The sequence below is a fragment of the Streptomyces sp. NPDC033229 genome (assembly GCF_055576875.1).
Genome location: NZ_JBVIQR010000002.1, coordinates 325151 through 347816 on the forward strand (window position 1 = coordinate 325151; position 22666 = coordinate 347816).

Consider the following 22666-nt stretch of genomic DNA (forward strand, 5'->3'; position numbering starts at 1 on the left):
AGAGGGTGCTTCCATCCTCCGGCCGGGGGCGAGGGGGGCGCGCGGCGTGCGGGGCGTACGGGTTAGCCGGGTCCGAGGGATCGTCGACTACGGTCCGTCCTGCCGCTGCGGGCCGCCTTGCCGCCTGCGGCGGCGGGCGCCCTGCGGGCGCGTACTCAAGCGCCGGACGGGCTTCTTCTGGCCGGACTCACGGGGTGGACCTGCCGCCCTCACAGCGCGACGAACGTGACCTCGGTCGCCTTGACGCTCACCCACACCGGCACGCCCTCGGCCAACGACAGATCGGCGGCGGCGGACGGGGTGATCTCGGCGACCACGTCCGGCTCGCCGTCCACCAGGACGCGCAGCCGACCGCCCTGCGCGGTGAGCTCACGGACCGTGCCCCGCCAGACGTTACGGGGGCTGCCGGTGGGCCGGGTGGTGTGCAGGGACACCGCCTCGGGGCCCACGACGGCCAGCCCGGCGTCGGCCTCCCCGGGCACCGGGTCCGCGACGACCAGGCGCGCGCCGCCGTCGAGCAGCAGCGTTCGCCCGCCCGTGGTCCTCCCCGGCCAGGCGTTGCGCCCGAGCATGCGGGCCACCCAGGGGGAGCGGGGATGCCGGGTCAGCTCGGCCGGTGACGCGTACTGGACCGTCCGGCCGTCCTCCAGCACGAGGATCCGGTCGGCGAGCGACACGGCCTCCACCGGGTCATGGGTGACGATCAGACAGACACCGGGGAAGTCCGCGAGGTGCGTGCGCAGGGTGTGCCGGACATGGGCCCGCGTCGACGGGTCGAGCGCGGCCAGCGGCTCGTCGAGCAGCAGCAGCCGGGGGCGCGCGGCAAGGGCGCGCGCCAACGCCACGCGCTGGGCCTGGCCGCCGCTGAGCCGGCCGGGTTTGCGGTGGGCGAACTGCCCGACGCCCAGCCGGTCGAGCCAGCGCCGCGCCTCGCGGCGCGCCTCGTCCCTGGGCACGCCCTGCGCGCGCAGACCGTAGGAGGTGTTGGCGAGAGCGGTCAGATGGGGGAAGAGGGCGCCGTCCTGGGGGACCCAGGCGATGCGGCGCCGGTGCGCGGGGACATCGGACACGTCCGTCCCGCCGAGGGCCAAGGCGGTCGCGGTGGCGCGGGGGGTGAGGCCGAGGAGGGCCCGCAGGAGCGTGGTCTTGCCCGCGCCGTTGGGACCGACGACGGCGATGGTGGTGCCGGCGGGTGCGTCGAGGTCCGCGGCGGTGGCGCCGGTCACGGTGGCGCGCAAGGGGTGTGGCTCGGCCGCCGGGGCCGTCGGCATGGCTGGGGCCACGTACGGCTCGCCCGGTGCCGTGGGCTCGGGGGGAGCGGTGGCCGGACCCACCTCGTCCCGTCCGGCCGTCAGCCAGCGCCCGCGCAGCGCCAGCAGGACCGTCGTGGCGATGGCCAGCAGGAGCAGCGAGACCGCCGTCGCCCCGTCGGGGTCCTCCTGCAGGAGCAGATAGACCTGGAGCGGGAGGGTCTGCGTCGTCCCCGGCAGATTGCCCGCGAAGGTGATCGTCGCGCCGAACTCGCCGAGGGCGCGGGCCCAGCACAGGGCGGCGCCCGCGATCAGTCCGGGCCCGACCATGGGCAGCGTGATCGTGCGGAACACCCGCAAGGGGGCCGCGCCGAGCGACGTCGCCGTCTCCTCGTAGCGGGGATGGAGCCCCGCGAGCGCCCCCTCCAGGCTGATCACGAGGAACGGCATCGACACGAACGCCGACGCCAGCACGGCCCCCGCCGTGGAGAACGGCAGGGTCACGCCCCACCACGACTCCAGCCACGGCCCGAGGATCCCCCGCCGCCCGAACCCCTGGAGCAGCGCGACACCGGCGACCGTCGGCGGCAGCACCATCGGCAGCATCACCAGACACCGCACCGCCGCCTTGCCGGGGAAGTCCACCCGGGCCAGCAGCCACGCGAGCGGCACGCCGAGTGCAAGGGAAAGCAGCAGCGCCCAGCCGGAGACGAGCAGCGAGAGCCCGAGCGCCTCGGTGACCTCGGGCGATCCGAGGCGGGACGGGAGGGTGCCCCAGGGGGTACGGGCGAGAATGCCCGCCAGCGGCAGCAGCAGAAAGACCACCCCCAGCGCGGCGGGCAGCCCGAGCGCCAAGGGTGTGCGCCCCCGGCGCGTACGGGCTCCGGTCACGGCTGCTGGAACCCGGCCGTGCGCAGCAGCTTCTGTGCCTCCGCCGAGGCCAGCCACTTCACGAAGTCACCGGCCTCCCCGGCGTTCCTGGACCCCTTGAGGGTGGCGGCGGGATAGGAGGCGACCGCGTTCTGCGCGTCGGGGACGGTGACGGTGGTGACCTTGTCCTTCGCCGCGGCCGCGTCCGTGAGGTACACGATCCCGGCGTCGGCCTCGCCGAGCGTGACCTTGCTGAGCACCGCCCGGACGTTCGGCTCCTGGGATACCGGCTTCACCGTGACGTGCTGCTGGTCGAGGACCTTGCGGCTGTAGCGGCCCACGGGCACCTCGGGGGCGGCCAGGACGACCTTGAGGTCGCTCTTGGCGAGGTCCGCGAGCCCCTTGACGTTCTTCGGGTTGCCCTTGGCGGTGGCGATCGTGAGCCGGTTCTTCGCGATGACGGTGGGGGTACCGGTGTCGGCCTCGAGGCCGTCCATGGTCTTGGTGTCGGCGGTGACGAGCGCGTCGGCGGGGACGCCCTGGCGCACCTGTGCCGCCAGCTCCTGGGACCCGGCGAAGGAGAACCGCACCTTCGTGCCCGGGTGTTCCTTCTCGTAGGCGGCCCCGGCCTTCTGGAAGACGTCGGTGAGGGAGGCCGCGGCGAGGACGGTCAGCGTCGTCGGCTTCTTCTCGCCATCGCTCCCGCAGGCGGTGACCAGAGGGACGAGCAGCGCGGCGCCCAGGACGGGCAGGGCGGCGCGGCGTACGAAGGTGCGGTGCATCGGGGTGTCTCCAGGTGGGCCGGGCGGTAGGTGAGCCGGGCGGTCAGACGCGGTCGATGTGCACATTGGTGGCCTTCACCCGGGCCACGGCCTCCATGCCGACGGCGAGCCCCAGCTCCTCCACGGCCTCGCGCGTCAGGAGAGAGACGAGGCGGTGCGGTCCGGCCTGGACCTCGACCTGGGCGGCGACGTCCCCGAGCTTGACGGCGGTGATGATGCCGGGAAAGGCGTTGCGGGCGGTGGTGTACGCCCCCTCGTCGCCCTCGGTGCCGTGCGCCTCGGCGGCGAGCGCGACGGAGAACGCGGCGAGGTCGGGCCCGTCGATGATCCGCTTCCCCGCGTCGTCCCTCCGGGTGGGAATCCGCCCGGCATCCGCCCAGCGGCGGACGGTGTCGGAACTGACTCCGAGCAGGCGGGCTGCCCGCCCGATGGTGTATGACCGCATACGCGGCACGGTATGGCCATGCGGCCCGCAGGTGCAAGGTGGAGTTTGTGGTTTGCCTGGTAGATGCGGGGCCCAGGCCTGGGCGGGCTTGCGGTGACGTGTGTGGCGCCTGTGCCCTCAGGCGCGGCGGGGGCTGCGGTGCCTGTGCCCTCAATCGCCGGGCGGGCTTGATGCGGTGGCCTGGGTGCCTGTGTCCTCGGGCGCCGCGCGGGCTTGATGGGGCAGCCGCCCGGATGCCGGTCGCGGCGGGATCGGGCGCAGCGCTGCGGGCAAGGCCAGGCGTCGCGGGGGCCGGGCCCTGCCCCGGGTCGGGGGCCGAGGCCAAGGTTCGGCAGTCAATGCCGGCCCAGGTTCCAGGGGGGCAGAAAGCTTGCCACTCCGCGCGTGCGGGCACGGGGCACCGTCCCCGCCCGCCCGCGGGGCGCGAGCGTCCTCGGGTGACCGCCCGCACCTGTGCGCAGGTCACAAGCCCGTCGTCGTGACGGCCCGCGCTCCGTCCGCAGGGCGCAAGGGGCCCCGCCCGGGAGGGCGAGCGTCCTCGGGCGACCGCCCGCAGGGCGAATGCCGGGGTGGCGGGCCCGCGCCCGCCCGCAGGCCGTCACCCCGAGTGGCAGGGGCAGCAGCCTGCTAAATCGCTCCCTTGCGCGTCAGATGCGAGAACGACACCCACCCCGGCAGCACCGGCAGCCACAGTGTCATCAGTCGGAACAGCAGCACCGCAGGCGCCGCCTGTTCTGCCGGGAGGCCGGCGAAGGTCAGGGCGCCGGTGAGGGCGAACTCCACCGCGCCGACGCCGCCGGGGGTCGGGGCCGCCGAGCCCAGGGCGTTGGCCGTCAGGAAGACCACCGCGATGCTCGCGTAGCTCAGCTCGCCGCCGAAGGCGCGGATCGAGGCGTCCAGGCACATCACGTTCGCCGCCGTCAGCAGCAGCATGCCGCCGATGCCGGAGGCGAGCTTCTGCGGGCGCTGGAGCACGTCCAGCATGCGCGGTACGACACCCGCGAACAGCGACCGCACCCGCGTCGCCACGAATTTCCGCAGCACCGGGATCGCGGCCACGACGAGCACCAGCACCGCCGCCGTCAGCAGCCCGCCGATGACCGTCCGGGAGGGGCCGATCGACGAGCTCCGCTCGGTGCCGGTCACATAGCCGAAGGACAGCAGCAGCATGATGTGGCAGGCCAGGCCGAAGAGCTGGGACGCGCCGACGCTCGCCACGGCCAGGCCCGGCCGGACGCCCGCGCGCTGCAGGAAGCGGGTGTTCAGGGCCACGCCGCCGACCGCCGCCGGGGCGACGAGCTTCACGAAGGAGCCCGCGACCTGCGCGAGGACCGTCCGCCCGAACTTCACCTTCTCCGGTACGAAGCCCAGCAGGCTCAGCGCGGCGGCGACGTAGGTGAGGACCTGGAAGCCCACCGCGACCGCCACCCACGCCCAGTTGGCCTTGTCGACGAGATCGCCGAACTTGATGTGCGTGAGCTGGGAGAGCAGGAAGTACGCGGCGAACGCGCCCGCCACGAAGGTGACCAGGGTGCGCGGTTTGATCCGCTCCAGGCGCACGGGCTCTATCGGCGCCTGCGGCCGGATCAGCAGCACCTGCCGGCGGATCTGCGAGAGCAGGTCCTCCTCACGGGCCTCCTCCAGCGCCTCGTCGATCGCCTTCTTCTCCGCCTGCCGCTCGGCCTTGAGCGCCTTGCGGCCTGCGCTCTCGGACTCGGCGGGCTCGGCCTCGGCCCCGTTCGCGGCGTTCTCCTTGGCCGCGCGCGCCGCCTCCAGCACCTTCTCGCGCTCCCGCTGGGCGCGCTCGCGCGCCAGTTGCCGCAGGGTGCCGCGGCTGACGCGGGTGAGGGCGAGCGGCTGGAGCAGCGGCAGGCTGTTCGCGACGGCGTCCGGTCCGAGGACGGCCACGCCCGCGGCCACCGCCCGCTCGGCGCCGACCCGCAGGCCGAGCGTGACGAGCAGCTGAGCCACGTCCATCCGCAGCACCACGTCACCGGCCGCGATCTCGCCGCCCCGCAGGTCGGTCAGGACGACATTGCCGGAACGATCCACCAGCAGGGCGTCACCGTCCAGGCGCCGGTGCGCGATCCGCCTCGACTGCAGCGCGCGGACCTGGCGCCAGGCCCCGGCCATCAGCTCGTCGGTGATCTCCTCGGTCGGGAGGGCGTCGAGGGTGCGGCCGCCGATGTGCTCGTAGACGAGCATCACGGCGTCGGGGCCGAGTTCGGAGGTGGCGATGAGCTTGGGGGCGTTGGCGCCGGCGGCGATGGCCGCGTAGGCGAGCAGCGCCTCCTGTTCGAGGGCCTGGCGCAGGGACTGGAGGCTGCGGCGCTGGTTGATGCCGCGGACCGCGAGCCGCCGCCACAGGCGGTAGAAGAAGCCCTGCGCCTGCTGCTCGCGGTCGACGACCGTGACGTCGAGGGGCGGACCGTCCTCCAGGGTGACGATGTAGCGGCGCCCCCGGTCGTGGTGGCGGTCCGGCTCGGCGTCCGCCGGGTCCTCGGAGCGCAGCGCGGTGACCGGCTTGAAGCCGACGCGGCGCAGCCCGGCTAGGAGGTTCTGGCCGGTGGGGCGGACGTTCGGCGAGCCGACGGCGTAGAGCGTGCCGTAGGCGACGGTCCAGCCGATCAGCACGGTGGTGACGATCGAGAACGGCGTGGTGTAGCCGTTGACCAGCACCGCGAAGGCGTCCAGCAGCAGCACGGCCCACATCGCGACCCGCCAGCGCGGCCGGCGGGACATCCCGACGGCCGTCATATAGGCGATCACGGGGGCCAGGTAGCCGTGCACGGGGTCGGTGAGACCACCGGTGGGGGCGGCCCGGGTGAGGGCGTCGCGGATGCTCTCCGGGGCGGTCTCGGCGACCCACAGGTCGGTCGCGAGGGAGACGCCGTGCGCGAGGACCGCCGCGAGGACGCCGTCGGCGATGCGCAGCCCGTCCCGTTTGATGAGCCGTTCGATGGCGAAGACCACCGGGACGATGAAGATGGCGATGTTGGCGGCGAGCCCCGCGAAGTTCGCCAGCAGCTGCGGCGCGCGGCCCGTGCTCTCGCCGATGTCCTTCGACAGGCCGGCGGTGGTGCCGTGGGCGAAGGCGGCGAGGGCGAGCACGAGGGCGATGCCGAGGATGCCGAGGAAGAGCCGCACCAGGTCGGCGGGCCGGTGCACACGGGCGGGCAGCAGCGGTTCGTCGCCGGAGACCTGGTCGATGTGCGCCTCGCAGCCGTCGCCGGCCTCACCGCTCTCGCAGCCGTAGGGGCCGGAGGAGGGCTTTTTGCCGAGGTCCACGCCAGGGCCCACGCCGGGGGGCTGATCGGGGTCGCCGCCGTGTCGGGGCAGCTCTCTGGGGGCGCGGGCCCCCTCGGGAGGCTGCGCGCCCTGCTGCTCGTCCGTCTCTTCTTGGTCTCGTATCACCAGTTCACCGCCCGGAAGATGGTGGCATGACCCCGCCGGGCAAGGGGGCATCAGGGTGCATTTCGGGGGCGCGGACTCCGGATCGTACGCCCTGTAGTGCAAAGACGCACTCTCGGTGATCTTGTGGGGTCCGCGCAAGAGGGCCGTGCCCCGGGCGTTGTCGGTGCGGTGCGGCAGTATGGACCGGATGAGCGAGGACGTGACGCCGGACCACGGGCCGGCCGCCGGGCTTCCCGAGTACGCGGAGCGGGTGCTGGCCGTCGCCGAGCTGATCCCGCCCGGCCGGGTGATGACCTACGGGGACGTCGCCGAGTGGCTCGGGGACGGCGGTCCGCGGCAGGTGGGGCGGGTCATGGCGCTCTACGGCGGGCCGGTGCCCTGGTGGCGGGTGGTCCGCGCGGACGGCGCGCTGCTGCCCGGCCACGAGCTGCGCGCCCTGGACCACTACCGCGACGAGGGCACCCCGCTGAGGGCCGCCGGCCGCTCCGCCGACGGCCATCTGCCCCGGCTCGACATGCGACGGGCCCGCTGGGACGGCACCGGCGCCGACGACGCCGCGCCGGGTGTGAATCCGCACACCTGACGACTTCCGCCGCCCGGGTGCCGCCCGACCCCGCCGGAGCCCGTGGGGCCTGGGCGTAATCCGAACGGATGAGGCGGCTGCGACGGTTCGGCGGCACCCGGGACGCCCTGCGCCCGGGGTGCCTCCTGGCGTAGCGTCGGGGGCCGCCCTCCGTCGTCTGCCCCGCCTCACCCCCGGGCCGCTTCCCGGCCCGTACGGCCGTACGTCACCCCGCACCTCCACCAGGACCGGCAACCCACGTGAGCTCCTCCGTATCGTCCCGCTCGCCGCAGCAGCAGCTGAGACGGCCCTCTTCGGGCGCGTACCGCCTCGTGCGCACCCGGCCGGGCCCGGTGGGCCCTCCTGAGCTGGACGCACGACAGCGCGCCGTGGTTGACCACCGGGACGGGCCGCTGCTGGTGCTCGCCGGGCCGGGCACGGGCAAGACGACGACGCTCGTCGAGGCGGTCGCCGAGCGGGTACGGCGGGGCACCGATCCCGAGCGGATCCTCGTCCTCACCTTCAGCCGCAAGGCCGCGGTCGAACTCCGGGACCGGATGGCCGCCCGGCTGGGCGCCGCCCACGGCCTGCGGGCCACGACCTTCCACTCGTACTGCTACGCCCTGGTCCGCGCCCACCAGGACGTGGACCTCTTCATCGATCCCCTGCGGCTGTTGTCCGGACCCGAGCAGGACGTCGTCGTGCGCGAGCTGCTCGCCGGCCAGGCCGAGCTGGAGCGCGCCGGACGTGAGGCGGTGGGCTGGCCGGACGAGCTGCGCGCGTGTCTGACCACGCGCGGCTTCGCCGACGAGGTCCGCGCGGTCCTCGCGCGCAGCCGCGAGCTGGGGCTCGGCCCCGGGGCCCTCGGCGCCTTCGCCGCCCGCACCGGCCGCCCCGACTGGCGGGCCGCCGCGTCCTTCCTCGCCGAGTACCTCGACGTGCTCGACATGCGCGGAGTGCTCGACTACGCCGAACTCGTCCACCGGGCCGTGCTGCTCGCGGAGCGGCCCGACGTCGCCGCCGAGCTGGCCCTGCGCTACGACGCGGTCTTCGTGGACGAGTACCAGGACACCGACGCCGCCCAGGTGCGCCTGCTGCGCGCGCTCGCGGGCGGCGGGCGGACCCTGGTCGCCTTCGGCGACCCCGACCAGTCGATCTACGCCTTCCGGGGCGCCGACGTGAACGGCATCCTCGACTTCCCCGACGCCTTCCCCCGCCGGGACGGCTCCGCCGCCCCGGTCGAGGTCCTCACCGTCTCCCGCCGCTCCGGCGCCGGCCTCCTCGCCGCGACCCGGCTGCTCACCCGCCGGATGCCGCTCACCCGCCTGCCGGCGCGGGCTGTGCGCGCCCACCGGGAGCTGACGGCCGTCCGCGAGGGCGGCCGGGTGGAGGCGTACACCTACCCGACACCGGGCGCGGAGGTCGACAATATCGCCGACATCCTGCGCCGCGCCCACCTGGAGGACGGCGTCCCCTGGCACGACATGGCCGTCCTCGTCCGTGCGGGCGCCCGCTCCATACCGGGCCTGCGCCGCGCCCTGACCTCGGCGGGCGTCCCCGTGGAGGTCGACGGCGACGACCTGCCGCTGCGCCACGAACCCGCGGTCGCCCCGCTGCTGACGGCCCTGCGGGCGGTCGCCGAACCATCGGGGCCCTCCGGCACCCCCCGGACGGCCCGGCTCGCCCCCGAGACCGCGCTCACCCTGCTCACCTCGCCGCTCGGCGGCATGGACGCCGCGGACCTGCGCAAGCTGGGCCGCGCCCTGCGGGACGAGGAACGCGCCGCGGGCCACGCCGTGCCACGCCCCTCGGACGTACTGATCGCGGAGGCGCTCGCGGAACCGGAGCGTCTCGTGGCGCACGACCCGTCCTACGCGCGGGGCGCGCAGCGCCTGGGCGCCCTCCTGCGCACCGCCCGCGAGCTCCTCGAAGGCGGCGGCACCGCCGAAGAGGCGCTCTGGGCGCTGTGGAACGGCACCACCTGGCCGGAGCGGCTGGAGCGGGCCGCCCGGCGCGGCGGAGCCGGCGGGCGGAACGCGGACCGGGACCTGGACGCGGTGTGCGCGCTGTTCGAGACCGCCGCCCGCGCGGAGGAGCGCACCGGCGGCCGGGGCGCCCTGAACTTCCTGGACGAGCTCGACGCCCAGGACATCGCCGCCGACACCCTCACCCGCCGGGCCCTGCGACCCGACGCCGTACGCCTGATGACCGCGCACCGCTCCAAGGGCCTGGAGTGGCGGGTGGTCGTCGTCGCGGGCGTCCAGGAAGGCCTCTGGCCGGACCTGCGGCGCCGGGGCTCGCTCCTGGAGGCCGACCGCATCGGACGCGACGGCCTCGCCGAGCCGCTCAGCCCCGGCGCGCTGCTCGCCGAGGAGCGCCGCCTGTTCTACGTGGCCGCCACGCGTGCGCGCGAGCGCGTGATCGTCACCGCCGTCAAGGCGGCCGCCGAGGACGGTGACCAGCCCTCCCGGTTCCTGGCCGAGCTGGGCACCGAGCCCGTCGACGTCACCCAGCGGCCGCGCCGCCCCCTGGCCGTCGCGGCGCTCGTCGCCGAACTGCGCGCCACCACCGTCGACCCCGACGCCTCGGACGCCCTGCGGGCAGCGGCGGCCGAACGGCTCGCCCGGCTCGCGGCGCTGAGCGACGACGAGGGCCAGCCGCTCGTGCCCGCCGCCCACCCCTACCGCTGGTGGGGCCTGGACGAGCCGACGCACACCGAGGCACCGCTGCGCGACCGGGAACACCCCGTCGCGCTGTCCGGCTCCGCCCTCGACCAACTGGCCAACACCTGCTCGCTGCAGTGGTTCCTCGGCCGCGAGGTGAAGGCGGACGCCCCCGCCACCGCCGCCCAGGGCTTCGGCAACGTCGTCCACGTCCTGGCCGACGAGGTCGCCTCCGGGCGGACCCCCGCCGACCTCGCCGTCCTCATGGAACGCCTCGACTCCGTGTGGGACGCCCTGGCCTTCGACGCGCCCTGGAAGTCGACGCAGGAGAAGGAGAACGCCCGCGCCGCCCTGGAACGCTTCCTGCGCTGGCACGTGATGGAGCGCGGCGGCCGCACCCCCGTCGCCACCGAGCACTCCTTCGACGTCACCCTGAACGCCACCGGGGACTACCGGGTGCGCGTGAGGGGCTCCATGGACCGGGTGGAGACGGACGCCCACGGCCGCGCCTACGTCGTCGACTTCAAGACCGGCAAGGGCGCGGTCTCCGCGAACGACGTGGCCCGCCACCCCCAGCTCGCCGTCTACCAGCTCGCGGTCGAGCAGGGCGCCGTCGACGACCTCTTCGACGGGGTACGCCCGACGGCGGGCGGCGCGGAACTCGTACAGCTGCGGCAGGGCGCCGCGAAGAAGGAGGGCGGTGACGCCCTCCCCAAGGTGCAGGCGCAGGACCCGCTGGGGGAGGGCGAGTGGATCAGCGGTCTCCTCGCCGAGGCGGCCGGCCGGGTCCTGGAAGAGCGCTTCGCCCCCCGCCCTGGCCGGCACTGCACCCACTGCTCCTTCCGCGCCTCCTGCACGGCCCGGCCGGAGGGCCGCCAGATCGTGGAGTGAGCCGGGGAGTGCGGTCCCCTGCCCGGGCGAGGCCTCTGACCTGCGGAGTTCAACGATGTCAGTGCGGGCCGTTAGCGTTTTCGTGTGACCCCGCGCCTGACCGACCCCGAGCAGCTCAAGGAGCTGCTCGGCATTCCGTTCACCCCGGAGCAGACGGCCTGCATCACCGCGCCGCCCGCCCCGCAGGTCATCGTGGCCGGAGCCGGTTCGGGCAAGACCACCGTCATGGCCGCCCGCGTGGTCTGGCTCGTCGGCACCGGGCAGGTCGCGCCCGAGCAGGTCCTCGGCCTCACCTTCACCAACAAGGCGGCGGGCGAGCTGTCCGAGCGGGTACGCAAGGCCCTCGTCGAGGCGGGCGTCACCGACCCCGAGCCCAGCGACCCCGACCGGGCGCCCGGCGACCCGCAGATCTCCACCTACCACGCCTTCGCCGGCCGGCTCCTGAAGGAGCACGGCCTGCGCATCGGCCTGGAGCCCACCTCCCGGCTGCTCGCCGACGCCACCCGCTTCCAGCTCGCCGCCCGCGTGCTGCGCACCTCGCCCGGCCCGTACCCCGCGCTCACCCGCTCTTTCGGCGATCTCGTCTCCGACCTCCTCGCCCTCGACGGCGAACTCGCCGAGCACCTCGTACGCCCCGAGGACCTCCGGGCGTACGACACCGAGCTGCTGACCGCCCTCGAGAGCACCAAGCTCTCCAACGCCGAGCTGCGCCAGGTGCCCGAAACCGCCCGCGCCCGCCTCGAACTCCTCGGTCTGGTGGCCGCCTACCGCAAGGAGAAGCGGGCGCGCGACCTCCTCGACTTCGGCGACCAGATCGCCCTGTCCGCCGAGCTGGCCGGCACCCGGCCGGAGGTCGGGCGGATCCTGCGCGAGCAGTTCGCGGTCGTCCTGCTCGACGAGTACCAGGACACCTCCGTGGCCCAGCGACTGCTGCTCGCGGGCCTGTTCGGCGGGGGCACCGGGCACGCCGTCACCGCCGTCGGCGACCCCTGCCAGGCCATCTACGGCTGGCGTGGTGCCTCCGTGGCCAACCTCGACGACTTCCCGCACCACTTCCCCTACGCCGACGGGCGCCCCGCCCAGCGCTTCGCGCTCAGCGAGAACCGCCGCAGCGGCGGTCGGCTCCTGGAGCTGGCCAACGGCCTGGCCGCCCCGCTGCGGGAGCGCCACGAAGGAGTCGAAGCCCTGCGGCCCGCCCCCGGCGCCGAGCGCGACGGCGTGGTGCGCTGCGCCCTGCTGCCCACCCACGCCGAGGAGCTGGACTGGCTCGCGGACTCCCTCGCCCACCTGGTGCGCACGGGCACCCGGCCCGGTGACATCGCGGTGCTGTGCCGCACCGCCGTCGACTTCGCGCAGATCCAGGGCGCCCTCGTCGAGCGGGACGTCCCGGTGGAGGTCGTCGGCCTGTCCGGGCTGCTGCACCTGCCGGAGATCGCCGACCTCGTCGCCGTCTGCGAGGTGCTCCAGGACCCCACGGCCAACGCCGCGCTCGTCCGGCTCCTGGTCGGCCCCCGCTGGCGCATCGGCCCCCGTGACCTGGCGCTGCTCGGTCGCCGCGCGCGGACGCTCGTGCCCTACGGCAGCGCCGGCTCGGACCCCGACCGGCGCCTCGCCGAGGCGGTCGAAGGCGTCGACCCGGCCGAGGCCGTCTCGCTCGCCGACGCCCTCGACACATTCCTGACCGCCGGCCCGGACGACGGGCTGCCGTTCTCCGCCGCTGCCCGCGTCCGCTTCGCCCGGCTCGCCAGGGAGCTGCGCGAGCTGCGACGCTCCCTGGCCGACCCGCTCATGGACGTGCTCCACCGGGTGCTGGCCACCACCGGCCTGGAGGTCGAGCTCTCCGCGTCGCCGCACGCGCTGGCCGCCCGCCGCCGCGAGACGCTCTCCTCGTTCCTGGACATCGCCGCGGGGTTCGCCGCCGTCGACGGCGAGGCCACCCTGCTCGCCTTCCTCGGCTTCCTGCGCACCGCCGCCCAGTACGAGAAGGGCCTCGACAGCTCCCTGCCCGGCGGCGAGAACACCGTCAAGGTCCTCACCGCCCACAAGTCCAAGGGCCTGGAGTGGGACGTGGTCGCGGTCCCCGGCCTCGTCACGAAGACCTTCCCCAGCGAGCAGTCCCGCGAGTCCTGGACGGCCCAGGCCAAGGTGCTGCCGCACGCGCTGCGCGGCGACGCGGACACCCTCCCCGACGTCGGCGCCTGGGACGCCAAGGGGCTCGCCGCCTTCAAGGCGGCCATGAAGGAGCACCAGCGCATCGAGGAGCTCCGCCTCGGCTACGTCACCTTCACCCGGCCCCGGTCGCTGCTGCTCGCCTCAGGCCACTGGTGGGGACCGAGCCAGAAGAAGCCGCGCGGCCCGTCCGCCTTCCTCGAAGCCCTGCGGGAGCACTGCGAGGCGGGCCACGGCGAGATCGAGGCCTGGGCGCAGGCACCGGAGGAGGGCGAGGAGAACCCGGCCCTGGAGGAGTCGGCCGCGGAGCGGTCCTGGCCGCTGCCCCTGGATCCCGCGTCGCTCGCCCGCCGCCGCACCGCCGCGGACGCGGTCCTCGCCCACCTCGCCCGCCTGGCGGACCACCCGGAGGACCACCCCGCCGCGGCCGTCCACGACGCTCCGCACCCGGCCACCACCGCCCACGACCCCGACTGGCCGCCACCGCCGGAGGACGAGCCGTTCGACGAGGCCGCCCTCGATGAGGTTTTCGACGACGACCTCGCGGCGTGGGACACGCTGCCCACCACGCGCCCGGCGTCGGCCGACGAGCCGTCCGGTGCCGACGGCACCGAGGACCCGGTCGCCCCCGGCGCCGCCCCGCACGGCGCGCTGCCCGGACCCCGGCGGGAGCCGGGCGGCCCCGACCACGCCGCCTCCCACCCGGACCCGGCCGGAGGCCGCCCACACCCGGAACCGGACGGCGATACCCCGTCCGACACGGCCCCGCACGACGGACGGCCGCGGCTGCTGCCCGAGGAAGCCCGGCTCGTCGGCTCCTGGGACCGGGACCTGGACGCGCTCGCGGGCGAGCTGCGGCGGGCCCGCGCGAGCGTGCGGGACGTGGTCGTGCCGTCGTCGCTGAGCGCCTCGCAGCTGGTCAGGCTGGCCGCCGACCCGGACGGGTTCGCGCGGGAACTGGCCCGCCCCATGCCGCGCCCGCCGCAGCCCGCCGCGCGCCGCGGCACCCGGTTCCACGCCTGGGTGGAGTCCCGCTTCGAGGAGCTGCCGCTGCCGCTGCTCGGCCCCGAGGAACTGCCGGGCGGCGCCGACGACGAGGACGCCGACGGTCTCGCCCCGGAGATCGCCGACGAGCGGGACCTCGCCGAGCTCAAGGAGGCGTTCGAGCGCACCCCCTACGCCCGGCGCACCCCGTACCGGGTGGAGGTGCCCGTCCAGCTCACTCTCGCGGGCCGAGTGATCCGCGGCCGGATTGACGCGGTGTACCGCGAGCGCGGCCCGCAGGGCGACACCTACGAGATCGTCGACTGGAAGACGAACCGCGACCACGACGCCGACCCCCTCCAGCTCGCGATCTACCGCCTCGCCTGGGCCGAGCAGCACGGCCTGCCGCTGTCCGCCGTCGCCGCCGCCTTCGTGTACGTCCGCGACGGCGAGACCGTCCACCCCGCGGACCTCCCGGACCGCGCGGGTCTGGAGCGGCTCCTCCTCGGGGAGGACGGGTGAGAAACCCGGTCATGGTCACACCGTGTGGCCGGTTAGGCTCGATGCCATGAGCCACACCCCGGACAGCGCCGTCCGCGCGTACATCGAAGGTCACCGCGCCGCCTTCCTCGACGACCTCGTCGAATGGCTCCGCATCCCCTCGGTGTCGGCCGACCCCGGCCGTGCCGCCGACGTCCGCCGCAGCGCGGACTGGCTGGCCGCTAAGCTCACCGAGACCGGCTTCCCCACCGCCGAGGTGTGGGAGACCGACGGCGCCCCGGCGGTCTACGCCGAGTGGCCCTCCGGCGACGAGGGCGCCCCGACGGTCCTGGTCTACGGCCACCACGACGTCCAGCCGGCCGCCCTCGAGGACGGCTGGCACACCGAGCCCTTCGAGCCCGTCGTCAAGGACGGCAGGTTGTACGCGCGCGGCGCCGCCGACGACAAGGGTCAGGTCTTCTTCCACACCCTGGGCGTCCGCGCCCACCTGGCGGCGACCGGCCGCACCGCCCCGGCCGTCAACCTCAAGCTTCTGATCGAGGGTGAGGAGGAGTCGGGTTCGGCGCACTTCCCCGACCTCGTCCGCGCCCACGCGGACCGTCTCGCCTGCGACGCCGTGATCGTCTCCGACACCGGCATGTGGTCCGAGGACACCCCGACCGTCTGCACCGGCATGCGCGGCCTCACGGACTGCCAGATCGACCTCTTCGGACCGGACCAGGACATCCACTCCGGTTCCTTCGGCGGCGCCGTGCCCAACCCGGCCACCGAGGCCGCCCGGCTGGTCGCCGCCCTGCACGACGAGGACCGCCGGGTGGCGATCCCCGGCTTCTACAACGGCGTCGTGGAACTCACCGACCGCGAGCGCGAACTCTTCGCCGAGCTGCCCTTCGACGAGAAGCAGTGGCTGCGCACCGCCCACTCGCACGGGGCCGTCGGCGAGAGCGGCTACACCACGCTGGAGCGGATCTGGGCCCGGCCCACCGCCGAGGTCAACGGCATCGGCGGTGGCTACCAGGGCCCCGGCGGCAAGACGATCGTGCCGTCCGCCGCACAGCTCAAGCTGTCCTTCCGGCTGGTCGCCGGCCAGGACGCCGACCGCGTCCAGCAGTCCGTGCGGGACTGGGTCGCACGCCTGCTGCCGGAGGGGATCCGGCACGAGATCACCTTCTGGGGCGCGACCCGCCCCTGCCTGACACCGCTCGACCACCCGGCCCTGCAGTCGGTCGCCCGCGCCATGGGGCGTGCCTTCGGCCGGCAGGTCCGTTTCACGCGCGAGGGCGGCTCCGGACCGGCCGCCGACCTCCAGGACGTGCTCGGCGTCCCGGTGCTGTTCCTCGGCATCTCGGTGCCCTCGGACGGCTGGCACGCGCCGAACGAGAAGGTCGAGCTGGACCTGCTCATGAAGGGCGTCGAGACCGCCGCCTACCTGTGGGGCGACCTCGCCGAGCACGGACGCGCCCGTTAGCCCCGGCTTTCGCTCGCGTCCGTGATGCACACCACCATTCGTAGGGGGAGTTGGAAGCAGCAGTGACCACCTGGACCGATATCTCAGCCGTCCGGCCCATCACGCTCAGTGGTGCGAGCGGCATCGACCGTGCCGCGCACCACCGTCTGGACGAGGCGTGGCTGTCCGCCGCGTGGAGCCACCCGTCCACGCGGGTCTTCGTGGTCTCCGGCGGCCAGGTCCTGATCGACGACACCCCGGACGGCCGCACCGAGCTGGTGATGACCCCGGCCTTCGAGGCGCCGGTCACCGAGACGCACCGCTACTTCCTCGGCCAGGACGAGAAGGGCGTCGCCTACTTCGCCCTGCAGAAGGACACCCTGCCGGGCCGGATGGACCAGTCGGCGCGCGCCGCGGGGCTGCGCGAGGCCGGCCTGCTGCTGTCGCAGCGCGATGCCGGGCTGCTGGTGCACGCGGTGGCCCTGGAGAACTGGCAGCGGCTGCACCGCTTCTGCTCGCGCTGCGGCGAGCGCACGGTCGTCGCGGCCGCGGGCCACATCCGCCGCTGCCCGGCCTGTGGCGCCGAGCACTACCCGCGCACCGACCCGGCCGTGATCATGCTGGTCACGGACAAGGAGGACAGGGCGCTGCTGGGCCGGCAGATGCACTGGCCCGAAGGCCGCTTCTCGACGCTCGCGGGCTTCGTCGAGCCGGGCGAGTCCATCGAGGAGGCCGTGCGCCGCGAGGTCGCCGAGGAGGCGGGTGTGGTGGTCGGTGACGTGGAGTACGTCGCCAGCCAGCCGTGGCCGTTCCCGTCCAGCCTCATGCTGGGCTTCATGGCCCGGGCCACGTCCTCCGACATCCAGGTGGACGGCGAGGAGATCCACGAGGCCCGCTGGTTCTCACGGACGGACCTGCGGGCCGCGTTCGAGTCCGGGGAGGTGCTGCCTCCGACGGGCATCTCGATCGCGGCCCGCCTGATCGAGCTCTGGTACGGCGAACCGCTGCCGCAGAGCCAGAGCTGACGCCGGGCGTCAGACCGCGAGGGCCTGCTTCACCTGGGCGAGGCTCGGGTTCGTCATGACGATGTGATCGCCACCGTTCGGGGGAACGACCAGAACGGTGGGGACCGTCTGGTTGCCGCCGTTCGCCTTCTCCACGAAGGCCGCCGAGTCGGCGTCGTGCTCGATGTTGACCTCGTTGTAGGTGATCCCCTCGCGGTCCATCTGGCTCTTCAGTCGGCGGCAGTAGCCGCACCAGGTGGTGCTGTACATCGTCACGGTGCCCGACATGCGACCTCGCGCTCCTTCGTTCATGGGTGCTTTTCCGGTGGTAGAACGCGCACCTACCCGCGACCATTCCCGGCATTAGTACGACTGCCAGGGCACGCCTGTGGACAACATTCCCGGTCGCCTCCGCCGACCTGGCAGCATGGCGGGGTGACAGCAGCAACGCACTCCTCCCTCTTCCCGCAGGTCCCTGACTCTGCCGACGCGGTGCTCGACGGGCTCGACCCCGAGCAGCGCGAGGTGGCCACGGCCCTGAGCGGACCGGTGTGCGTGCTGGCCGGAGCCGGTACGGGCAAGACCCGGGCGATCACCCATCGCATCGCGTACGGCGTCCGCTCCGGGCTGCTCCAGCCGTCGAGTGTGCTCGCGGTCACCTTCACCAACCGCGCGGCGGGCGAGATGCGCGGCCGGCTGCGCCAGCTCGGCGCGGGCGGCGTCCAGGCCCGCACGTTCCACTCGGCCGCCCTGCGGCAGCTGCAGTACTTCTGGCCGAAGGCCGTGGGCGGGGAGGTGCCCCGCCTTGTCGAGCGCAAGATCCAGCTCGTGGCGGAGTCCGCCGCCCGCTGCCGGGTCCGCCTCGATCGCAACGAGCTGCGCGATGTGACGGGCGAGATCGAGTGGTCGAAGGTCACCCAGACCGTCCCCGAGGACTATCCGGCCGCCGCCGCCAAGACCGGCCGCGAGGCCCCCCGCGATCCCGCCGAGATCGCCCGGATCTACGGCATGTACGAGCAGCTCAAGCGCGACCGCGGAGTGATCGACTTCGAGGACGTGCTGCTGCTGACCGTCGGCGTCCTCCAGGACCGGCACGACATCGCCGATACGGTCCGCCGTCAGTATCAGCACTTCGTCGTCGACGAGTACCAGGACGTCAGCCCGCTCCAGCAGCGGCTGCTGGAGCTGTGGCTCGGGGACCGGGACAATCTGTGCGTCGTCGGCGACGCCAGCCAGACCATCTACTCCTTCACCGGCGCCACCCCCGACTACCTGCTCGACTTCCGCGTCCGCCACCCGCGCGCCACGGTCGTGAAGCTGATCCGCGACTACCGCTCCACCCCCCAGGTGGTGCGCCTTGCCAACGGCCTGCTGGCCCAGGCCCGCGGCCGGGCCGCCGAGCACCGCCTGGAGCTGGTCTCCCAGCGCGAGTCCGGCCCCGAGCCCCACTACTGCGCCTATGGGGACGAGCCCGCCGAGGCCGAGGGGACCGCCCGCCGGGTCCGGGATCTGATGGACTCCGGGGTGCCCGCGAGCGAGATCGCGATCCTCTACCGCATCAACGCCCAGTCCGAGGTCTACGAGCAGGCCCTCGCCGACGCCGGGGTGCCCTATCAGCTGCGCGGCGCCGAGCGGTTCTTCGAGCGGCCCGAGGTGCGCGAGGCCGGGCTGCTGCTGCGGGGCGCGGCCCGCGCCGGTGGTGCGGACGCACAGCTCGCCGACGCCGACGACGTGCCCTCCCAGGTGCGCGCCGTGCTCGGCACCCGTGGCTGGACGGCCGAGCCACCCGCCGGGTCGGGCGCGGTCCGCGACCGCTGGGAGTCCCTCGCGGCGCTGGTGCGGCTCGCCGAGGACTTCGTCCGGGCCAAGCCGGCCGCCACCCTCGGCGATCTCGTCGCCGAGCTGGACGAGCGGGCCGCCGCCCAGCACGCGCCGACCGTGGAGGGTGTGACTCTCGCCTCACTTCACGCGGCCAAGGGCCTGGAGTGGGACGCCGTCTTCCTGGTCGGGCTCACCGAAGGCATGATGCCGATCACTTACGCCAAGACCGATGAGCAGGTCGAGGAGGAGCGCCGGCTCCTCTATGTCGGCGTCACCCGGGCCCGTCGGCATCTCTCCCTCTCCTGGGCGCTCTCCCGCTCTCCCGGCGGCCGTGCGTCCCGGCGCCCCAGCCGCTTCCTGAACGGCCTGCGGCCGGGCTCCGCCGCGTCCCGGCCGGGAACGGCCGGCGCGGCCGGCCAGGGAAGCCAGGGGGTCGGGGAGCGCGGCGCCGCCACCCGGAGAAAGCGGCGCGGGCCCGCCCTGTGCCGGGTCTGCGGGCGGACGTTGACGGATGCGGGCGAGATCAAACTGATGCGCTGCGAGGACTGTCCCTCGGAGCTGGACGAGGCGCTCTACGAGCGGCTGCGCGACTGGCGGGCCGGACAGGCCGAGCTGCTGGGCCAGCCCGCCTACTGCGTCTTCACCGACAAGACACTCCTCGCGATCGCCGAGGCCGTTCCGGGAACCGAATCGGAGCTTTCCTGCATCTCAGGTGTGGGAGGACGGAAGCTCGACAAGTTCGGTGCCGACGTCCTGGCTCTCTGCTCCGGCCGTGAGCCGACGTCGTCGGACGCGCCTTCGGACGCGACCGAAGACTCTCCCGAAAAATAGTTTGCGCGCGCGGACGGCATACCCATAGCCTTCCGAGCAGGGAAACCGCGGTTCTTCCAAGAGTCGCTGGTTCCGTGCTGTACTGAACTGTCCCGGACCGGATTTTCACCGGTCCCCCGAGACGCCGAGAGGAGGCGGAGACCAATGATCAGCTTCATGAGCTTCAACAAAATGACCGATCGCTCGGTCGTCGCCACCTGCCCGCTCGGCGGTTCCCTCCGGGGCACCGGTCTGCCCTTCGGCGGCGCGGAACTCATCGTCATCGAGGAGCGACCGAGCAAGGCGTCTGCGATTAAGGCAGCGGGGACGGCACAGGCCCAGGCCTATGCCCCCGTAGCGACGATCAATGGCGCCGGATCCCTGAACGCGCAGCAGCACCTGCACCACACGATGTGGGCCTTCCGTGGGCTCGAACCCTGGAGAGATCCAGCCTGATCGGCATGATCAGGTCGGCACCTTCCAGGGCCGCGGAACCCACACCGGGATCCGCGGCCCTTTTGTTTGCCCCGAACCGGGGCGCCAGCCCGGCCACCAGCCGGAACAACAGACGAGGAAACAACACCGTGCAACTCAAGGCACACACCCCGTCAGTAGCGACCGACCTGATCCCCCCGCCTGTCCCCACGGAGGACACCTTGACTCCCCTCACCGCCCTCACCGAGCTCGACGACGCCATCGAGAACCTCGGCGTCCCGGTCCCGTGCCGCAGCTATGACCCCGAGGTCTTCTTCGCCGAGACCCCGGCCGATGTCGAGTACGCCAAGTCGCTCTGCCAGACCTGTCCGCTGCGTGAGGCCTGCCTGGCCGGCGCCAAGGACCGCCGTGAGCCGTGGGGCGTCTGGGGCGGCGAGCTGTTCGTCCAGGGCGTGGTCGTGGCCCGCAAGCGTCCGCGTGGCCGTCCGCGCAAGAACCCGGTCGCCGCATGAACACCCTCCTCGGCACCATCGACCGCCCCACCACGCACGACCCCAAGAAGCAGGATCCGACGATGCAGCGCCCGTCCCACGAGCCGGCCGGCTCGAAGACCCCCACCCGTGACACCTCCAGCGCGACCGCGTCGCGCCAGAACAGGAACCTCGAAATGCAACTCATCCCAGAAGCCCTGGCCCGTGCTCATATGCATGAACGTCTCCGGGAGGCCGACGCCGACCGCAGCGCGGTCCGGCTGGCCGCCGCCCGGCGGATGCAGCGGCGCGCCGAGCGCGCCTCGCTGCGTGCCCGCCGGGCCCTCGCCATGGCCGTCATGCACTGAGCGGAAGCCCGATTGGCGGTAGTGGCGGCGGTAGGGGCCGCTATACCACGAGACACCCGCGGGGCCGGTCCATTCGGACCGGCCCCGCGCTGCGTTGGGTGCGTTGTGCCCTCGCGGCCTGTTCGCGGGGATATCGTCTGGGAGGTGGACCAGCAGAACACGCATGAATCAATGCAGTCGGACCCTGAGGCCACCGAGAAAGCCGTGTGCGCTCGCTGTGGCACCACCGCCGACGGTACGCCGCCGACCTGGACCTGCTCCGTCGAGAACGGCCGTCGCAGCTACCTCTGCGACGACTGCGCTCGCGCCAACATCAGATCGATCGAGGGCCGCCTGGACTCCTCCTGGTGGTGACCCCCACCCCGGCCCGGGGCCGTCAGGCGGGTGCTTCCCGGCTCTCGTCGGCCGTGGCGAACCCGGGCACCCACGCCTCCATCTCCTCCCGCAACCGCACGGTCGCACCGAGCTGACACAGCACGCCGATCGTGCTCATCGTCACCCGGTGTATCAACAGATACGCCGGGGGCAGATTGAGCTGCCGGGCCAGTTGGTACGCGGGGGAACGGTGGTCGGCTATCCGGGCCGCCTGGGCGCGCAACCAGCCGCGGGTGAAGGTGAACTCCTCCGCCTGCGCGGGCTCGATGATCGGCAGCAGATAGTCCAGCACCGCACCGGGCTCCAGCTCGATCTCGGGCTTGACGAACCCCTGCTCCCGCAGCAGCTCGTGGACCGCTTCCGCCTCGCCGTCCAGCGTCAGCCGCAGCGCGGTGCCGATCTCCGGCGGCAGCCCCTGCGGCAGCCGGTCCACGGTGCCGAAGTCCAGCACGCCCAGCCGCCATTTCTCCGGCGGTCCGTCCGGATGGTCCCCGGTGATCAGCCGGAAGTTGCCCGGGTGCGGATCGGCGTGCAGCAGCCCCGTCCGGGCGGCGCCCGAGAAGAGGAACCGCGCCAGCAACTGGCCCGCCCGGTCCCGCTGCTCCGGAGTGCCGTCCGCTATCACCTCGGACAGCGGCACCCCCTCGAGCCACTCCGTCACCAGCACTTGGTCGCTCTGGTGCACCACGGCCGGCACCGTCACATCCGGGTCGCCCGCGAACTCCGTCGCGTGCGCCTCCTGGGCCCGGGCCTCCAGTTCGTAATCCAGCTCCTCGGACACCCGGTCGCGCAACTCGGCGATGAGGGGCTTGATGTCCATACCGGGGATCAACGGCCCCAGCAGCCGGGCGAAGCGCCCCAGTTGCGTCAGATCGGAGAGCAGCGCCTCGCCGGCCCCCGGGTACTGCACCTTGACGGCGACCTCGCGCCCGTCGTGCCAGACCGCCCGGTGCACCTGCCCGATCGACGCCGCCGCCGCGGGCCGGTCGTCGAACTTCTCGAACAGATCCCGCCAGTCCGCGCCGAGCCGCTCCGCCAGGGCCGCGTGCACCGACTTCGTCGGCAGCGGCGGCGCGGCCTCCTGGAGCTTGGTGAGCGCCGCCCGATAGGGGCCGGCGATCTGCTCGGGAAGTGCCGACTCGAAGACGGACAGGGCCTGCCCCAGCTTCATCGCACCCCCCTTGAGCTGACCGAGGGTCGCGAAGAGCTGTTCGGCCGTGCGCTGTTGCAACTCCGCCGCGATCAGCTCCGCGGGTCGTCCGCCGATGCGCTTTCCGAGCCCGAGCGCCGTGCGCCCCGCGAACCCCAGTGGCAGCGCGGCCAACTTGGCGGTACGGGTGACCGCCTTGCGGGGTAGATCAGACATGCGCCCCTCCAACTCGCTGAACAGCCCCGCCGTGGACGG

General features: G+C 73.7%; 16 protein-coding genes. 10 read left to right on the forward strand and 6 right to left on the reverse strand.

Going from position 1 to position 22666, the window contains the following annotated elements; genetic code table 11:
- Positions 1-209 precede the first annotated feature (209 nt).
- The 4 genes from ACZ53N_RS03415 to ACZ53N_RS03430 form a co-directional block, all read right to left on the reverse strand.
- A complete protein-coding gene (locus ACZ53N_RS03415; protein WP_469139272.1) occupies positions 210-2141 on the reverse strand; it encodes an ABC transporter permease in 1932 nt (643 codons plus the stop codon).
- On the reverse strand, positions 2138-2902 hold the full coding sequence (gene modA, locus ACZ53N_RS03420) for a molybdate ABC transporter substrate-binding protein (protein ID WP_469139273.1): 765 nt from the start codon (positions 2900-2902) through the stop codon (positions 2138-2140). The genes ACZ53N_RS03415 and modA overlap by 4 nt, the downstream gene beginning before the upstream one ends.
- A gap of 43 nt (positions 2903-2945) precedes the next feature.
- Positions 2946-3347: a TOBE domain-containing protein gene (locus tag ACZ53N_RS03425; protein WP_469139274.1), complete on the reverse strand. Its 402-nt coding sequence runs from the start codon at positions 3345-3347 to the stop codon at positions 2946-2948.
- A gap of 627 nt (positions 3348-3974) precedes the next feature.
- Entirely contained in the window at positions 3975-6761 is a 2787-nt protein-coding gene (locus tag ACZ53N_RS03430; protein ID WP_469139275.1) for a lysylphosphatidylglycerol synthase transmembrane domain-containing protein, read from the reverse strand.
- Between the two features lie 187 nt (positions 6762-6948).
- On the opposite strand from ACZ53N_RS03430, the gene ACZ53N_RS03435 reads away from it, so the two are divergent.
- The 5 genes from ACZ53N_RS03435 to nudC all read left to right on the forward strand — a co-directional run bounded on the left by ACZ53N_RS03435 (position 6949) and on the right by nudC (position 17003).
- Entirely contained in the window at positions 6949-7344 is a 396-nt protein-coding gene (locus ACZ53N_RS03435; protein WP_469139276.1) for an MGMT family protein, read from the forward strand.
- A 239-nt stretch (positions 7345-7583) separates the two neighbouring features.
- Positions 7584-10877 carry an ATP-dependent helicase gene (locus ACZ53N_RS03440; protein ID WP_469139277.1) on the forward strand — a complete coding sequence of 1098 codons (3294 nt, stop codon included), beginning with the start codon at positions 7584-7586 and terminating at the stop codon, positions 10875-10877.
- An 84-nt stretch (positions 10878-10961) separates the two neighbouring features.
- Positions 10962-14552: an ATP-dependent helicase gene (locus tag ACZ53N_RS03445; RefSeq protein WP_469139278.1), complete on the forward strand. Its 3591-nt coding sequence runs from the start codon at positions 10962-10964 to the stop codon at positions 14550-14552.
- 46 nt (positions 14553-14598) lie between these two features.
- A complete protein-coding gene (locus tag ACZ53N_RS03450) occupies positions 14599-15999 on the forward strand; it encodes a dipeptidase (protein WP_469139279.1) in 1401 nt (466 codons plus the stop codon).
- A 62-nt stretch (positions 16000-16061) separates the two neighbouring features.
- The gene (gene nudC, locus ACZ53N_RS03455; protein ID WP_469139280.1) at positions 16062-17003 is read left to right on the forward strand and encodes an NAD(+) diphosphatase; all 942 of its coding nucleotides are present in this window, start codon (positions 16062-16064) and stop codon (positions 17001-17003) included.
- Positions 17004-17012: 9 nt separating this feature from the next.
- On the opposite strand, the gene ACZ53N_RS03460 is transcribed toward nudC, so the two are convergent.
- Complete coding sequence (locus tag ACZ53N_RS03460) at positions 17013-17270, reverse strand: glutaredoxin domain-containing protein (RefSeq protein ID WP_469139281.1); 258 nt, start codon at positions 17268-17270, stop codon at positions 17013-17015.
- A 147-nt stretch (positions 17271-17417) separates the two neighbouring features.
- Here ACZ53N_RS03460 and ACZ53N_RS03465 point away from each other — a divergent pair, with 147 nt between their 5' ends.
- From ACZ53N_RS03465 to ACZ53N_RS03485, 5 genes are all read left to right on the forward strand, one after another.
- The gene (locus ACZ53N_RS03465; RefSeq protein ID WP_469139282.1) at positions 17418-19634 is read left to right on the forward strand and encodes an ATP-dependent DNA helicase UvrD2; all 2217 of its coding nucleotides are present in this window, start codon (positions 17418-17420) and stop codon (positions 19632-19634) included.
- Between the two features lie 144 nt (positions 19635-19778).
- Positions 19779-20069 carry a hypothetical protein gene (locus ACZ53N_RS03470; protein WP_469139283.1) on the forward strand — a complete coding sequence of 97 codons (291 nt, stop codon included), beginning with the start codon at positions 19779-19781 and terminating at the stop codon, positions 20067-20069.
- A 128-nt stretch (positions 20070-20197) separates the two neighbouring features.
- The gene (locus ACZ53N_RS03475; RefSeq protein WP_130879785.1) at positions 20198-20560 is read left to right on the forward strand and encodes a WhiB family transcriptional regulator; all 363 of its coding nucleotides are present in this window, start codon (positions 20198-20200) and stop codon (positions 20558-20560) included.
- Positions 20557-20886 carry a hypothetical protein gene (locus ACZ53N_RS03480; protein ID WP_469139284.1) on the forward strand — a complete coding sequence of 110 codons (330 nt, stop codon included), beginning with the start codon at positions 20557-20559 and terminating at the stop codon, positions 20884-20886. The genes ACZ53N_RS03475 and ACZ53N_RS03480 overlap by 4 nt, the downstream gene beginning before the upstream one ends.
- A gap of 144 nt (positions 20887-21030) precedes the next feature.
- Positions 21031-21240 carry a hypothetical protein gene (locus ACZ53N_RS03485; RefSeq protein WP_469139285.1) on the forward strand — a complete coding sequence of 70 codons (210 nt, stop codon included), beginning with the start codon at positions 21031-21033 and terminating at the stop codon, positions 21238-21240.
- 22 nt (positions 21241-21262) lie between these two features.
- Here the strand turns inward: ACZ53N_RS03485 and ACZ53N_RS03490 are convergent, their stop codons facing one another.
- Positions 21263-22627, reverse strand: coding sequence for an ABC1 kinase family protein (locus ACZ53N_RS03490; RefSeq protein WP_469139286.1), 1365 nt, complete (start codon positions 22625-22627; stop codon positions 21263-21265).
- Between the last annotated feature and the right edge of the window lie 39 nt (positions 22628-22666).

Coding starts and splice junctions, on each gene's coding strand:
- modA (WP_469139273.1), bottom strand. CDS start 2,902: ATGCACCGCACCTTCGTACGCCGCGCCGCCCTGCCCGTCCTGGGCGCC.
- ACZ53N_RS03425 (WP_469139274.1), bottom strand. CDS start 3,347: ATGCGGTCATACACCATCGGGCGGGCAGCCCGCCTGCTCGGAGTCAGT.
- ACZ53N_RS03435 (WP_469139276.1), top strand. CDS start 6,949: ATGAGCGAGGACGTGACGCCGGACCACGGGCCGGCCGCCGGGCTTCCC.
- ACZ53N_RS03450 (WP_469139279.1), top strand. CDS start 14,599: ATGAGCCACACCCCGGACAGCGCCGTCCGCGCGTACATCGAAGGTCAC.
- ACZ53N_RS03460 (WP_469139281.1), bottom strand. CDS start 17,270: ATGTCGGGCACCGTGACGATGTACAGCACCACCTGGTGCGGCTACTGC.
- ACZ53N_RS03470 (WP_469139283.1), top strand. CDS start 19,779: ATGATCAGCTTCATGAGCTTCAACAAAATGACCGATCGCTCGGTCGTC.
- ACZ53N_RS03480 (WP_469139284.1), top strand. CDS start 20,557: ATGAACACCCTCCTCGGCACCATCGACCGCCCCACCACGCACGACCCC.
- ACZ53N_RS03490 (WP_469139286.1), bottom strand. CDS start 22,627: ATGTCTGATCTACCCCGCAAGGCGGTCACCCGTACCGCCAAGTTGGCC.